At 67.3% G+C, this 14,475-nt stretch carries 14 protein-coding genes; 10 read left to right on the top strand and 4 right to left on the bottom strand.

Going from position 1 to position 14,475, the window contains the following annotated elements; translation table 11 throughout:
* Genes GNX71_RS05385 through GNX71_RS05395 form a run of 3 tightly spaced genes read left to right on the top strand, consistent with a single transcriptional unit; the run spans nt 1 to nt 2,294 of the window.
* Nucleotides 1-1,227, top strand: a complete 1,227-nt coding sequence (locus tag GNX71_RS05385) for a hypothetical protein (protein ID WP_241027168.1) — start codon at nt 1-3, stop codon at nt 1,225-1,227.
* 15 nt (nt 1,228-1,242) lie between these two features.
* Nucleotides 1,243-1,905 carry a phytanoyl-CoA dioxygenase family protein gene (locus tag GNX71_RS05390; RefSeq protein ID WP_241027169.1) on the top strand — a complete coding sequence of 221 codons (663 nt, stop codon included), beginning with the start codon at nt 1,243-1,245 and terminating at the stop codon, nt 1,903-1,905.
* The gene (locus GNX71_RS05395) at nt 1,902-2,294 is read left to right on the top strand and encodes a carboxymuconolactone decarboxylase family protein (protein ID WP_206177366.1); all 393 of its coding nucleotides are present in this window, start codon (nt 1,902-1,904) and stop codon (nt 2,292-2,294) included. Before GNX71_RS05390 ends, GNX71_RS05395 begins: the two co-directional genes overlap by 4 nt.
* 274 nt (nt 2,295-2,568) lie before the next feature.
* Here GNX71_RS05395 and putA read toward each other — a convergent pair whose 3' ends face one another.
* The gene (gene putA, locus GNX71_RS05400; RefSeq protein WP_206177367.1) at nt 2,569-6,330 is read right to left on the bottom strand and encodes a trifunctional transcriptional regulator/proline dehydrogenase/L-glutamate gamma-semialdehyde dehydrogenase; all 3,762 of its coding nucleotides are present in this window, start codon (nt 6,328-6,330) and stop codon (nt 2,569-2,571) included.
* Between the two features lie 130 nt (nt 6,331-6,460).
* Between putA and GNX71_RS05405 the strand changes: the two genes are divergently transcribed.
* From GNX71_RS05405 to GNX71_RS33490, 5 genes are all read left to right on the top strand, one after another.
* The gene (locus tag GNX71_RS05405; protein WP_206177368.1) at nt 6,461-7,066 is read left to right on the top strand and encodes an XRE family transcriptional regulator; all 606 of its coding nucleotides are present in this window, start codon (nt 6,461-6,463) and stop codon (nt 7,064-7,066) included.
* Complete coding sequence (locus GNX71_RS05410) at nt 7,063-7,608, top strand: GNAT family N-acetyltransferase (protein ID WP_206177369.1); 546 nt, start codon at nt 7,063-7,065, stop codon at nt 7,606-7,608. Before GNX71_RS05405 ends, GNX71_RS05410 begins: the two co-directional genes overlap by 4 nt.
* Nucleotides 7,605-8,402 carry a methyltransferase domain-containing protein gene (locus tag GNX71_RS05415; protein WP_206177370.1) on the top strand — a complete coding sequence of 266 codons (798 nt, stop codon included), beginning with the start codon at nt 7,605-7,607 and terminating at the stop codon, nt 8,400-8,402. The genes GNX71_RS05410 and GNX71_RS05415 overlap by 4 nt, the downstream gene beginning before the upstream one ends.
* Nucleotides 8,403-8,539: 137 nt before the next feature.
* Complete coding sequence (locus tag GNX71_RS33485) at nt 8,540-8,806, top strand: DUF2147 domain-containing protein (protein WP_241027170.1); 267 nt, start codon at nt 8,540-8,542, stop codon at nt 8,804-8,806.
* Nucleotides 8,770-9,027, top strand: a complete 258-nt coding sequence (locus tag GNX71_RS33490) for a DUF2147 domain-containing protein (protein ID WP_241027171.1) — start codon at nt 8,770-8,772, stop codon at nt 9,025-9,027. The genes GNX71_RS33485 and GNX71_RS33490 overlap by 37 nt, the downstream gene beginning before the upstream one ends.
* Nucleotides 9,028-9,032: 5 nt before the next feature.
* Here GNX71_RS33490 and GNX71_RS05425 read toward each other — a convergent pair whose 3' ends face one another.
* From GNX71_RS05425 to GNX71_RS05435, 3 genes are all read right to left on the bottom strand, one after another.
* Nucleotides 9,033-9,680 (bottom strand): CPBP family intramembrane glutamic endopeptidase, encoded by a 648-nt coding sequence (locus GNX71_RS05425; RefSeq protein WP_206177371.1) that lies wholly within the window; start codon nt 9,678-9,680, stop codon nt 9,033-9,035.
* Between the two features lie 88 nt (nt 9,681-9,768).
* Nucleotides 9,769-10,890 (bottom strand): NADH:flavin oxidoreductase/NADH oxidase, encoded by a 1,122-nt coding sequence (locus GNX71_RS05430; RefSeq protein ID WP_206177372.1) that lies wholly within the window; start codon nt 10,888-10,890, stop codon nt 9,769-9,771.
* A gap of 1 nt (nt 10,891) precedes the next feature.
* Nucleotides 10,892-11,863, bottom strand: a complete 972-nt coding sequence (locus GNX71_RS05435; RefSeq protein ID WP_206177373.1) for a DMT family transporter — start codon at nt 11,861-11,863, stop codon at nt 10,892-10,894.
* A 133-nt stretch (nt 11,864-11,996) separates the two neighbouring features.
* On the opposite strand from GNX71_RS05435, the gene GNX71_RS05440 reads away from it, so the two are divergent.
* Nucleotides 11,997-12,875: a LysR family transcriptional regulator gene (locus GNX71_RS05440; protein WP_206177374.1), complete on the top strand. Its 879-nt coding sequence runs from the start codon at nt 11,997-11,999 to the stop codon at nt 12,873-12,875.
* Nucleotides 12,876-13,348: 473 nt separating this feature from the next.
* Entirely contained in the window at nt 13,349-14,395 is a 1,047-nt protein-coding gene (locus GNX71_RS05445; RefSeq protein ID WP_206177375.1) for an OmpA family protein, read from the top strand.
* Nucleotides 14,396-14,475: the final 80 nt, after the last annotated feature.

The following is a 14,475-nucleotide window of genomic DNA, read 5'->3' on the forward strand; positions in this document are numbered from 1 at the left end:
ATGGCGCTCATTGCCCGCCTCTCGGGACTCCGCAAACGTCTCGGCGGCCCGGTCTTCGCGATCGCCGACCAGTGCATCTACAGCGCAAGCCAGCTGCTGTTGAGCTTCGCGCTTGCGCGCGTGCTGTCGCCTTCGGATTTCGGCATCGCCTCCGCGTTCCTGGCGGTCGTGAGCTTCCAGTACATCCTGCACACGGCGATGGTGCACGAGCCCTTGCTGATCCGGCGCTTCTATGTGAGCCGGTCCTCGGCGTGGACGAGCTGGGGGCTCGCGGCGCTCTTCTCGCTCGTGGGTTATCTCTGCTGGCAGCTCATCGTGTTTCCGGGTCAGCTGCGCTGGGTGGGCGTGGCGCTGATCGTCGGCTACGAGATCTTCTGGCTCTCGCGCAGCCTGCTGCTCACCGGGCGGCGCTACGCGATGCTGTGCATCACCGGCGTGCTGATCTGCGCGGGGTATGTCGCGGTGCTCGGCGTGGAGAAGCCCGCGACGTGGGCCGAGGCGCTGCTGCTGGTCTCGGCGCTGCAGCTTCCGTTTCTGGTGCTCGTGCTGCTGAACCTGCGCAACGTCATGCCCGCATTGCCCGCCGCGAAAGATGCGCAAGGGCTCACCGTGAAGGAATCGATGGCCTACGGCTGGAAGGCCAGCCTCTCGCAGTTCATGAGCTGGATCATGACGGGCGGCGCCATCCTGCTGCTGGGCTCGTCGGCCGATTCGGAGCAGGGCGGCCTGCTCAAGATCTACATCACCTTCCTCCTGCCGATGCAGTACGTGCTCGCGGCGCTCGGCTACTACCTGCTGCCGCAACTGGCGGCCCGCTGGCATGCCGAAGACCGCAGGAGCGTGCACCGGCTCTTCGTGATGTTCGTGCTGCTGGGCTTCCTGATCGCCGAGGTTGCCGGCGTGGTGCTGGGCTTGCTCGGGCCGCACCTCGTGGTGCTGGCCTTCGGCGAGAACTACCGGCACATGGACTTCTCGCCGTTCTATTACGCGCCGGCCATCTTCGGTCTCACCATGTGCCTGCGCACGGGCTTTCGCGCTGCGGCGCGGCCGGGTGCGTTGCTGTTCTGCTCGGTCGTGGGCGCGGTGGTGTTCGGCATCTCGATGCTCGTGGTGAAGGCACCGGTCTCGTACATCCAGACCATCCACGCGATGACCCTGGGCTTTGCCTGCATGGCCGCGTTGATGATCGGCTGGCTGTTCGTGTTCATGCGAGCTCCGGCGAGGTGACCTCTGGAGATGTCCATGCACAACCCCTTGCTCCGCGATGTCCGCATGGACGAGCGCCTGCGCTTCCTGCGGGACGGCGTGGTGTGCCTGCGCCAGATCATCTCGCCCGAGTGGGTGCGGCGCGCGCAGGACGGCGTCGAGCACGAGCAGGTGATGTTCGAGTCCGGCGCCGGCGAGGTCGCGCGGCAGCTCACCGTGACGCGGCGCCTCCGCTGGATCTACGACCAACTGTTCGACAGCGATTCCATGGCGGGCACCCCGTGGCACCAAGACACCTCGTACGGTCTGGCTGACAGCCACCGCATCGTGCGCGTGTGGATGCCGGTCGACCACGTGCCGCGCGAAACCGGCATCGAGGTGGTGCGCGGCTCGCACCTCTGGAAGGTGGAGCGCGGCTGGGCCGGCCGCATCGAGGTGCGCGACATCGAGGCCAACCGCCGCGCGTTCGACATCGTGGGCTACGAGGTCGACGCGGGCGACGTGGTGGCCTTCAACTACCGGTCGCTGCACCATGCGGGCGCCAACGTGAACTTCAGCGAGAAGCGCAAGGCGTTCGCGATCCTCTATGCGGACGACCGGCTGGCCTGGAGGCATCGTTCGCCGCTGGAGACCGACGGACCCGCATGGCATGGCGGACGGCCTATCCTCGGGGCATCGATGACCCAGGAGATCCGATGAAACCCCAACCGATAGCCTACGAAGACGCCTCGCCCGAAGTGAAGGCCGTGTTCGACGACATCAAGACATCGCGCAACGTGCCCGACGTCAACAACTTCTGGAAGTACCTGGCCAACGATCCCGTGACGCTCAAGCGCACCTGGTCGAGCCTGAAGGAAGTGATGGCGCCCGGCGCGCTCGACCCGGTGGTCAAGGAAATGATCTACCTCGCGGTGAGCGTCTCCAACGGCTGCGGCTACTGCATCGCGAGCCATCACGCGGGTGCGGAGAAGGCCGGCATGACGCCCGAGATGTTCGGCGAACTTATGGGCGTGGTCGGGATGGCGAACGAGACGAACCGGCTGGTCAATGGGTATCGCGTGCCTGTCGATCCTGCGTTCGACAAGTAGCGGGTCCGTTCAGGGCGGCACTCGCGCCGACGGTGGGCTCTGTTTCGCGAATGTCCCCCGCCTTCGGCTCCTCCTTGATTTCGCGAAACAGAGCCCACCATCAGCGCGAGCGCTTCCAGAGCAGTTGTTGATCGGCGGTTCACTCAGAGCGTGCCCAAGTGCGCAGGGCATCGGGTGCTCCCCGCAGCGAAATCAAGGAGGAGGGGCGAAGCCCCGGGGGACATTCGCGGAGGGGAGTACCCGGTGGCCTGTGCACATGCCCCGAACAACGGCCTCAGCCGATGGTCATCAAACTCGCGTTGCCGCCAGCAGCAGCGGTATTCACGCTCAACGCGCGCTCGACCACCAGGCTTTCAAGCGGAATGCTCACATCCCCCGAAGCGAAAGCGCGCACGCCGACGATCGGCCCCGGCCGAGACGCGATGCGATGCACGACGCCCGCGAGGCTCGTCGCATCGCCGTGATGAAGAACGGCGTCGAACACCACGGTCTCTGAAGTCCAGTCGCTCGCAACGGCCACCGACTGCTGCACCTCGGCCGGCAGAGATGCGCGCAGACCTTGCGCGCCGGCATCCGCAGGCCAGATGGCGGTGCTGCCCACCGACAGCACGGCCGCCAGTTGCACCAGCCGGTCGGCTTCCGCATCGGCCAGGCACAGCACGGCTTCGCGCGGCTGCAGCGTGTAGACGTTGCGCTCGCCGGTCGGGCCGGCCAGCGTGCGCGAGCTGCCCGAACGCGAGAGTTCGCCGAAGCGTTGGCATTGGGTTGCCAGTGCGGGGCGGTTCGTTTCATTGGCCCAGCGAGTCAGTGCCGACAAGCCGGCATGCGATGCACCCGCCTGCGTTGGCGATGCGTTGCCAGGGTCCGCATCCGCCATCGCACGCACCAGCACATCGTCCGGCCGCTTCGACAGCATGCGGTACATGTACAGCGGCCCGCCCGCCTTCGGCCCCGTGCCCGACAGGCCTTCGCCGCCGAATGGCTGCACGCCCACGACCGCACCGACGATGTTCCGGTTCACGTAGACGTTGCCCGCTTTCGCGTGCTCCACGATCTGCGCAATGGTTTCATCGATGCGCGTGTGCACGCCCAGCGTGAGCCCATAACCCGTGCCGTTGATCTGGCCGACCAGCGCACCCAGGTCGCGGCGGCGGTAGCGCACCAGGTGCAGCACCGGCCCGAACACTTCGCGCTGCAGTTCGGCGATGTTGTCGAGCTCGATCAGCGTCGGCATCACGAAGGTGCCCTGGCGCGTGTCGTGGTCGAACTCGCGGCCTTGCCGGTAAACCCGGCGGCCGCGGCTGCGCATGGTGGCGATGTGGCGCTCGATGTTGTCGCGCGCTTCGGCGTCGATCACCGGGCCCACGTCGACGGCCAGCCGCGCGGGGTTGCCGATGCAGCTCTCGGCCATCGCGCCCTTGAGCATCTCGATGAGCCGGTCGGCCGCTTCCTCCTGCACGCACAGCACGCGCAGCGCCGAGCAGCGCTGGCCCGCGCTGTCGAAGGCCGAGGCCATCACGTCGGTGACGACCTGTTCGATCAGCGCGGAGGAGTCCACGATCATCGCGTTCTGCCCGCCGGTCTCGGCGATGAGCGGCACCGGTGCGCCATTCGCGCCGAGCCTTGTCGACAGCGTCTTCTGAAGAATGCGTGCGACCTCGGTCGAGCCGGTGAACATGACGCCCTGCACGCGTGTATCGGCGACCAGCGCGGCGCCCACGGTCTCGCCACGGCCGGGCAGCAGTTGAACGGCGGCGTGCGGAACCCCCGCTTGCCACAGCACGCGGATCGCTTCGGCGGCGACGAGCGGCGTCTGCTCCGCGGGCTTGGCCAGCACCGGGTTGCCGGCCGCGAGCGCGGCGGCCACCTGGCCGGTGAAGATCGCGAGCGGGAAATTCCACGGACTGATGCACACCATCGGCCCGAGCGCGCGGTGCGTGTCGTTCGAGAAATCGGTGCGTGCCTGCGCGGCGTAGTAACGCAGGAAGTCCACCGCCTCGCGCACTTCGGCGATGGCGTTGGCATAGGTCTTCCCGGCCTCGCGTGCGAGAAGGCCGAGCAGGCGCGGCTGTTGGGCTTCGAGCAGGTCGGCCGCGCGGCCGAGCAGGGCAGCGCGCTCTGCGGGCGGCGTTGCGGCCCATGTCGTTGCGATGCCTTCGGCTTGCGACACGGCCGATTCGACATCGGCCAGCGTGGCTTCGCGCACCTGCCCGACGACATCGCGATGGTCCGCGGGGTTCAGCACATCGGCCCATTGCAGGGAGGCCTTGTCGCTCGATGCGTCTTCAGCGAGCAGCGGTTCTGCGCGCCATGGTTCGGTGGCCGTGGACTGCAGCGTTTCACCCAGCAGGCGCAGGCTGTCGTCGTTCGCGAGGTCGAGGCCTTGCGAGTTGGTGCGCTGCTTGCCGTAGAGCGCGGCGGGCAGCGGAATGGCCGGATGCGGCAAGCCGATGGCACCTTCCTTCGTCGCCATGCGCTCCACCGTCGCGACAGGATCTTCCACCAGTGCTTCGAGCGGAATCGTCGGGTCCGCGATGCGGTTGACGAACGAGGTGTTCGCGCCGTTCTCCAGCAGCCGCCGCACCAGGTACGCGAGCAGCGTCTCGTGCGTTCCCACGGGTGCGTAGATGCGGCACGGCCGCCCGAGCGGCCCGACCACCTGCTCGTACAGCGGCTCGCCCATGCCGTGCAGGCACTGGAATTCGTACTGCCCCGGCTGGTAGCGGGCCGGGTCCGCCATCGTGTAGATCGCGGCGAGCGTGTGCGCGTTGTGCGTGGCGAACTGTGGGTAGATCGCCTCGGGCGCATCGAGCAGCTTGCGCGCGCAGGCGAGGTACGACACGTCGGTGTAGGCCTTGCGCGTGTAGACCGGGTAGCCCTCGAGGCCTTCGATCTGCGCGCGCTTGATCTCGCTGTCCCAGTACGCGCCTTTCACGAGGCGCACCATGAGCCGGTGGCGGCTGCGGCGCGCGAGGTCGATCACGAAATCGATCACGAAGGGGCAGCGCTTCTGGTAGCCCTGGATCACGAAGCCGATGCCGTTCCACCCCGCGAGCGCCGGCTCGAAGCACAGGCGCTCCAGCAGGTCGAGGGAGAGCTCCAGGCGGTCGGCTTCCTCGGCGTCGATGTTGATGCCGATGTCGTATTGCTGCGCAAGCAGCGTGAGCGCGCGCAGCACCGGGTACAGCTCGTCGATCACGCGCGCATGCTGCGCGCGGCTGTAGCGCGGGTGCAGCGCCGAGAGCTTGATGGAGATACCCGGGCCCGCATACACGCCGCGGTGGTTCGAGGCCTTGCCGATCGCGTGGATCGCGTCTTCGTACGCGATGCGGTAGCGCTTCGCATCCTCGGTGGTGAGCGCCGCTTCACCGAGCATGTCGTACGAATAGCGAAAGCCCTCGGCCTCCAGCTCGCGCGCGTTGTCCAGCGCCTGCGCGATGGTCTCGCCGGTGACGAACTGCTCGCCCATCATCCGCATTGCCATGTCCACGCCCTTGCGGATCAACGGCTCGCCGCCCTTGCCGATGAGGCGCGTGAGCACGGTGGAGAGACCGGTCTCGCTGTGCGTGGCCACCAGCTTGCCGGTGAGCAGCAGGCCCCAGGTCGCGGCGTTGACGAACACCGAGGGGCTGCGCCCCGCATGCGACTGCCATTGGCCGTGCGCGATCTTGTCGCGGATGAGCGCGTTGCGCGTCTCGGCATCGGGAATGCGCAGCAGCGCTTCGGCCAGGCACATCAGCGCGACGCCTTCCTGCGACGAAAGCGCGTATTCCTGAAGCAGGCCCTGCACGAGACCGGCGCGGCCCGCGGCGTTCTTGCGGTTGCGCAGTTGCTCGGCGATCCGGTGGGCGAGGGTGTGCGCCTCTTCGGCCTGCCCGGCCGGCAGGCGCGCCTGTTCGAGAAGGGGCGGCAATGCCTCGGGTTCGGGGCGCCGGTAAGCGGCGGTGATCGGCGCGCGCAATGCCGACGGCGGGGTCAGCCCATCGGCAAAATCGATGAACGAGGAAGGCAGAGGGGCGGGGCTGTTGGCGCTCATGTCGAATCCGTGCTGGTGAGTTGTTGAATGATCTCAATCTCTTTGCCGAATATTCGTTCGAAGAATTGACGCTTCGCCGAGCAAATGACGGGTTGACGTGGTTTCCTTTTTATTGGATATTTCATCCAATATGACGGAATCAGCGCCAACCCCCGCCACCACCACCACCCTCAACGATCGCATCGCCCAGCGTGTGCGCGACCTGCGCGCCTCCCGCGGCCTGTCGCTCGATGCATTGGCCACGCACTGCGGTGTCAGCCGCTCCATGATCTCTCTGATCGAGCGCGGGGAGAGCAGTCCGACGGCAGTGCTGCTCGAAAAACTCGCCACCGGCCTCGGCGTTCCGCTCGCCTCGCTGTTCGACGATGCCGAACCTGCCGCCAGCCCCGTGTCGCGCCTGGCCGACCAGTTGCAATGGCGCGACCCGCATTCCGGCTATGTGCGCCGCAACGTGTCGCCCGGCGGCGCCATCTCTCCGATCCAGATCGTCGAGGTGAACTTCCCGCCTGGCGCCCGCGTGGCCTATGAGACAGCCGCGCGCGAGCCGCGCATCCACCAGCAGGTGTGGGTGCTCGAAGGCCGCATCGAAGTCACGGTCGGCGACGACCTCCACCGCCTCGACGCGGGCGATTGCCTCGCGCTCACGCTCGACCACCCGATGAGCTATCACAACCCCACACGCAAGAACGCGCGCTATGCCGTCGTGATCACCACGGCACCCACCCCCTGGAGATGAATGAAATGACGACGACAGAAACGCCCCGCATCCGTGTCCTTCATGCGGTGAGCGATGCCCATGTGCAGGCGCTGGCCGACCTGTTGATCGATTGCGTCGAGGGCGGCGCGTCGGTGAGCTTCATGCTGCCGATCACGCGCGAACGCGCCCTCGCGTTCTGGCGCAAGGTGGCCGACGGCGTGGCGCGCGGGGAACGCGTGCTGCTGGTGGCCGAAGACGACGAGGGCCTCCTGGGCACCGTGCAGGTCGTGCTCGACCAACCCGAAAACCAGCCGCACCGCGCCGAGGTCTCGAAGATGCTCGTGTTCCGTCGGGCGCGGCGCCGCGGCATCGGCGCGCTGCTGATGCAGGCGGCCGAGGACGAGGCACGTGCGCACCGCAAGACGCTGCTGGTGCTCGACACATCGAGCGCCGAAGCCGAGCGGCTCTATGCGCGCATGGGCTGGCAGCGCGTGGGCGTGATTCCTGGCTTCGCGCTGCTGCCGGAGGGCGAGCCGTGCAGCACCACCTTCTTCTATCTCGCGCTGGAAGAGGGCGCATGAGCAGCTTCGAGCAACTGCTGCGCGATGCGGATGCGAGGCCGCTCGTCGGTTGGGACCTGTCGTGCGACGGCCGCATCACCACCACCGCCACGCCGTGGAACTTCGAGGCCGTGGTCGTGCGGCATGCACGCCAGTCGCCCGACATGCTCGACATGGGCACGGGCGGCGGCGAGTGGTTGAGCCAGCTCGCGCATCGGCCGGCACGCACCATCGCCACCGAGGGCTGGGTGCCGAACGTCGCCGTCGCGCGCGAGCGCCTTGCGCCGCTGGGTGTCGAGGTGGTCGAGGTCGAAGGCGCCGAGGACAACGCAACGCAGGGCGGAAAAGAACAGGCACGGCTGCCGTTCGCGGATGCATCGTTCCATCTGGTCGTCAATCGCCACGAGTCCTTCGTTGCGAGCGATGTGCATCGCATCCTTGCGGCGGGCGGGCGCTTCGTCACGCAGCAGGTCGCGTCGGACTTCAATGCCGATGGCTACGCGCTGCTGGACCTGCACATGCCCGCGTTGCCGCGATGGCAGCTGGACACCGCGGGCGATCAACTCACGCGCGCGGGTCTGGTCATCGAACAAGGCGAAGAGGGCGCCGAGGTACTGTCGTTCGACGACATCGGCGCGTTCGCTTGGTACCTGAAGCACGTGCCCTATGTGTGCCCCGAATTCACCATCGACGGATGCCGCGATGCGCTGGCGCGACTGCACGCACGCATCCAGGACAGCGGGCCGCTAGCGATGCGGCAGAAGCTGTTCTGGCTGGAGGCCGTCAAACGCTCACAGGTACCCACGGAAGGCTGAAGCGCGGAGATTTGTATCGCACCTTGTCTGGCGCCCTGCCAGATACGGAACACGACGATTCAGTGTGTGTCTCGACACATATGACGGCGCCTGTCGCGATGGAATGAGCACTCCATCCACTCGACACGAAGCTCGTCATGACCACGCCCTCGCTCCATCGTTCAGGCCGCGCATTCGGCGCCGTCCTGTTGTTCGCCACGGCCTTCGCGGCAGAGGCGCAGTCTTCTTCATCCGCCTCCGATCCGCGCGGCCGCTGGATCACAGCGAACGGCAACCTCGAAGTGGAGGTCGCGCCCTGCGGCGCCGCGCTGTGCGGCACCGTCACCAAGGTCCTGGGCAACCGCTCGATGGCCCCGGCGGTGGCGACATGCAAGCCGCCGACAAACGCCCGGCGCTGGGCATGACGCTGCTGAAGGACTTCGCGCCCGTCGATGCGACCGACGCCGCACGTCCGCCCACCGAATGGACCGGCCAGATCTACAACCGGGAGAACGGCAAGCTCTACAGCTGCAACATGTCGGTCAGCACCGCCGGCAATGCGGCAGGCGAGCTGATGCTGCATGCGTATGTCGGCATCCCGCTGTTCGGCAAGACGCAGCGCTGGGTGCGGGTCGGGTCGAACTGAACAGGTCAGAGAAAGGGCAGCGTGTCCGCCAGCATGTGCGCGAACACGACGGGCCAGAGCCAGCCCGTGCGCAGGTAGAAAACGCCGAACACCAGTCCCACGACGGCAATCGACAGGGCACCGTTCGGACCTTGGTAGAGGTGGTACAGAACCCGGACCAGGAGGCTCAGGCCCAACGCGAACGAGGCGCCGCGATGGCGGAAGCCTTTCATGAGGTAGCCCAGCAGAAAGACTTCCTCGTAGAGGCCGTTGACCACCGACAGCACGAGAACCACGGCGAACGAGGGGCGCGCCGTGGCCACGAGCTCGTCGATTGGCTGGGACGCACTGCTTGCGAAGGGCGCAACCGCGATCCACGCCGCCAGCACGCAAGCGATGTAGAGCAGCGCGCCGACACCGCAGCCGATCCACGATGGCGAGGGCAGCAGGTCTGCCACGACATAGCCCCGGCTGCGCAGGACGAGAAGGGCAATGGGCCCGATCAGCAGTTCGAACCCCACGATCCCGAGCAGCGAGGCATCGGTGATGGCGCCGCTGCGGAACCCTGCGCTCACCGACCACAGCGATCCGAGGATGAACCATCCGAAGCACAGCGCGACCATGCCCAGGGCTTCCATGGGCGTGGCATTCGGAGCAAGGGGAGGCTGTTTCATTCGCGGACGAAGGCGATGGCCCGGCGGGCCCATGACGCCGGGCGGGATGGTAAGGCAGAGCCGAGCAGCCGGTCCCGGCCTGCGTCTGCTATCGCGCCCCGAACGCCGCGTTCTCGAACAGATCCTTGAACTCCCGCGGCTGCGAGCGCCAGTACTGGTGCGGCGCCTTCACCTGCGCACCCAGCTCGGCGGCCGCATGCCACGGCCAGCGCGGGTCGTAGAGGATCGCGCGCGCCAGCGACACCGCATCGGCCTGGCCCTTCGCGATGATTTCCTCGGCCTGCCGCGGTTCGGTGATGAGGCCCACGGCGATGACCGGCATGCCGACCTCGGACTTCACGCGTTCGGCGAACGGCACCTGGTAGCCCGCGCCGAGCGCGATGGCCTGCTTCGGCGATACGCCGCCGCTGGACACGTGAATCGCCGCACAGCCTCGCGCTTCGAGCGCCTTGGCGAAAGCGACAGTGCCTTCGAGGTCCCATCCGTCCTGCACCCAGTCGACGGCCGAGACACGCACCCACACCGGCTTGTCGGCGGGAAAGGCTTCGCGCACCGCATAGAACACCTCGAGTGGAAAGCGCATGCGGTTCTCGAGGCTGCCGCCGTATGCGTCGTTGCGGTGATTGGCCAGCGGCGAAAGGAACTGGTGCAGCAGGTAGCCGTGCGCCGCGTGGATCTCCAGGCCGTCGAGGCCCAGCCGCGCCGCGCGTCGTGCGGCATCGGCAAAAGCGTTGCGGATGCGCGCGAGGCCTGCAGCGTCGAGTGCGATGGGCGCATCTTCCGTCGGTGCATGCGGCACGGCGGAGGGGGCGTACGCCTTCCATCCACCCGGCTCGCCGGGCGCAATCTGCTTGCCGCCTTCCCATGGCGCACGGCTCGATGCCTTGCGCCCGGCATGCCCGAGCTGCATTGCGATCTTGATCGGAGAGTTCGCCCGCGTTGCCGCGAGCACACGGGCCAGGCCTTCTTCATTGGCATCCGAGTAGAGCCCGAGGTCACCCGGCGAGATGCGCCCTTCGGCCTCCACCGCCGTCGCCTCCAGGATCATCAGCCCCGCGCCCGAGAGCGCGAGATGTCCCAGGTGGATCAGGTGCCAGTCGCCCGGCGTGCCCTCGGTGGCGGAGTACTGGCACATCGGCGCGATGACGATGCGGTTGTCCAGGCGAAGCGTGCCCAGTTGCAGGGGCGTGAAGAGTTGGGATTGGCTCATGTCATGAAGTGGCTGCACAGGTGCCGCGATTCTGTGACGTCCGCGCGATCGAGGCAGCCGGCGCCGCAGAGGCCTTGCGGCTCACAGCGGTATGGATCAGCAGCGCCCCGACCACCATCGCCATGCCGACCGCCTCGTTCACCGTGGGCATCTTGCCCATCGCCATGCTCATCAGCAGCGCCGACACCGGCACGAAGTTGAAGAAGGCCGTGCCCGTCACCGCCCCGAGCTTGCTCACGCCGTAGTTGAAAGCCAGCACTGCGATGGCCGAAGACACCAGGCCCACATAGAGCAGCGCTTCCCACGACAGGCGAAGGCCTTCCACGCTCGGCATCTGCGAGAGCCCCAGCACGCTGGCCCCGACCGCGACAGCCAGCAGCAGCGGCCACGCGGCCAGCACGGTGAGCGCGCTGTACTCGATCACGTCCAGCCCCGGAAAGCGCGCCGCGCCCCGCGTGTACCAGACCCAGCCCAGCGTGCCGACGAAGGCGATGGCATCGCCGAAGAGCGTCGAGTCGCCCGCCGCCGCATTGCCGAACAGCAGCCCCGAGACGATCGCCACGCCCAGCAGCGCCAGCGCCGACGCCAGCAGCGTCGTGCGCGAGGGGCGCACGCCGTCGAGCGCCCAGCGCAGCAGTTGCGTGGTCATCGGCGTGGTCGCCACGATGACCGCGCCATGCGAAGGCACCGAATGCGCAAGCCCGACCAGCAGCATCACGCTGAAGACGCCGAAGCCCGCGAACCCGCGCAGCGCCAGCGGCCCCGCGTGCAGCCGCAGCTTGCGCCAGGGCGCCGCACCGCGCGGAAGAATGAGCAGCACGAACAGCAGCGCCGACATGCTGTAGCGGATCAGCGTGAACCACACGGGTTCGACGTGGTGGAGCACACCCTTGCTGACGAGGAACATGCCGCCCCAGCTGGAGGTGGCGAGCAGCAGCGCGGCGATGCCGAGCAGACGTTGACGAGGAGACATGGGGAGCCTTTGGCGATGAATCAATGGCTCCAAGAATCGGGGTTCGGCGCTCCGATTTCCATTCGCTTCTTTGGACGGGGCCCTCCAAAAAAGCGAATGGCCGATCCGGCCCGAAGCGCCCACAATTTGCGTCATGGAGCTCTACCAACTCAAGACCTTTGTCGCCATCGCCAGGGAGGGCAGCCTGACCCGCGCCGCCGAGCGCGTGTTCACCAGCGCCCCGGCGGTCAGCGCCCAGCTCAAGGCACTGGAAGACGAACTGGGCGTCAAGCTGTTCGACCGCACCCCACGCGGCATGGTGCCCACCGAAGCCGGGCACAGCCTGCTCGACGAGGCCGAGCGCACGCTGGCTTCCGCGATGCGCATGCGTTCGGCCGCCGACCAACTGCGCGGCGCTGCACAAGGCGTGGTGCGCTTCGGCACGGTGGTCGATCCGGTGTCGCTGAAGTTGGGCGAGGTGCTGGTCAAGCTGGCGGAGCGGCATCCGCAGGTCACGCTGCAACTGAAGCAGGGGCTGTCGTTCGAGACGCTGGCCGGCGTGCAGCGCGGCGATCTCGACTGCGCCTACGTGCTCAGCGACAGCGAGCAGTCCGAGGGGCTGGAGCTGAGGCGCCTGAGCTTGGTCGACCTGACCGTGGTGCTGCCGTTGCCAGTGGCCCAGGCGCACCCTGAACTCTCGCTCGACGAACTCGTGAACCTGCCATGGGTGGGCACGCCGACGTCCTGCATCCTGCGCGTGCACCTCGAAAAACTGTTCGCGAGCGCGGGCCGCGAGTACCAGCAAGGCCGCACCGCCGATGGCGAGAGCGCGATCCGCAGCATGGTCGCGAGCGGCATGGGCGCGGGGCTGATGCGGCTCGACCAGGCCGAGCAGGGGGCGCGCAATGGGGAGCTTGCGATATGGAATGGCTGGCGGTCGCACACGTGGCTGTGCTGGATTGCGCCGGCCGATGGCAGGCGGGCCGTGTCGGTCGATGCGGTGCGGGGTGCAGTGCTGGAAGCCTGGGCCTGAGTTTTTTCAGGGCGGCGATCCCGCCGACGGGGTACCTTGCTCCGCGAATGTCCCCCGGCCTGCGGCCTCCTCCTTGATTTCGCTGCGCAAGGCACCCCATCGGCGTGCTCGTCATACACAGCGGTCGTTGATCGGCCGCACACCGACAGCGCGTCCATGTGCACAGGGCATCGGGTGCTCCCCGCAGCGAAATCAAGGAGGAGGGGCGAAGCCCCGGGGGACATTCGCGGAGGGGAGTACCCGGTGGCCTGTGCACCCGCCCTGAACTGCCCGCCCCTGACCAGCGCCAACGCAGCGCGGCGAGTAGCGTGCGCGACACCGCGCAGCAATATTTACATCAGCCCGCCACCGTTCTTACGAGTTTCGTCTTACGGCCATGACGAACGGCTTATTGACCGGCTCGTCGCGCCGCCGCTACCTTCGAATCGCGCTCCATCCGGGGCGCGATTCGCATTGGGAAAACGGAAAACTACATGGCTCATTTTTCATCGCCGCTGTCCCCGCGGACCGGCCGCGCCGGCCTGCGCTGGCAGCATCTCCTGGCATGCGTCGCACTGCTCGCGGCAGCCACCTTCGCATCGGCCGCCGAACCGGCCAAGGATCATCCACTGGTCGGCCGTTATGAAGGCTCGGTGCTCGACGCATTCCAGAGCAACGCCTACGACGAGGTCGGCCTCATCCGCGGGCCCATCAAGTACGGGGACAAGACGAACCCCGATGCGCTCAAGGTGGCGGGCAAGGTCTCGCTGTACTACTACAAGCTGCCCGACGGGCGCTCGCTGCTCGAGGTGCAGCGCAACTACGAAGCGAGCCTGAAGGCCAAGGGCTTCCAGTTGAAGTTCAGCTGCGTGACGACCGACGGCAGTTGCTACAAGAAGGACCCGGACCGCGATTCGCCGTACACCGACGTCTCCGGGCTGGCCAACGCGATCGATACGCCCGAGTGGCCGCAGATCGGCCGCGGCCGCCAGTTCGTCAGCAACTACTTCGAGAACAGCGGCCGCTATGTGCTCGCGCAGTACGACGGCCCTGCGGGCACGGTGTACGCCAGCATCGCATTGGCCGAGAGCACGCCGGGCAAGGGCAACTTCGCGTTCGTGCGCGTGGTCGAGACGAAGGCGATGGAGTCCGACAAGATCGTCTTCGTCGATGCCACGGCCATGCAGAAGGGGCTCGAGCAGAACGGTCGCGTCAACCTCTACGGCATTCACTTCGACCTGGACAAGGACACGATCAAGCCCGAGTCGCAGCCCACCATCGACGAGATCGCCAAGCTCATGCGCGCCAACCCGCAACTGCGCGTGCAGGTGGTGGGCCACACCGATGCGCAGGGCGAGGAGCCGCACAACGCGGACCTCTCGCGCCGACGCAGCGTGTCGGTCATCGCGGCGCTGGCGAAGACGGGCGTCGACGGGCGCCGCTTCACTTCGCGCGGTGCCGGCTCGAAGGAGCCCGTGGCGCCGAACACGAGCGAAGACGGCCGCGCGAAGAACCGGCGCGTGGAGCTGATGCGGCTGTAGACCTGCTACCTGAGCAGCACCTGAATAAATAGCATTGGAACGGTCTCTTGCGTCCCGGGTTAACGGGATGGCAGGCTGCG

Source organism: Variovorax sp. RKNM96, from assembly GCF_017161115.1.
In the GTDB taxonomy this organism is placed as follows: Bacteria; Pseudomonadota; Gammaproteobacteria; order Burkholderiales; family Burkholderiaceae_C; genus Variovorax.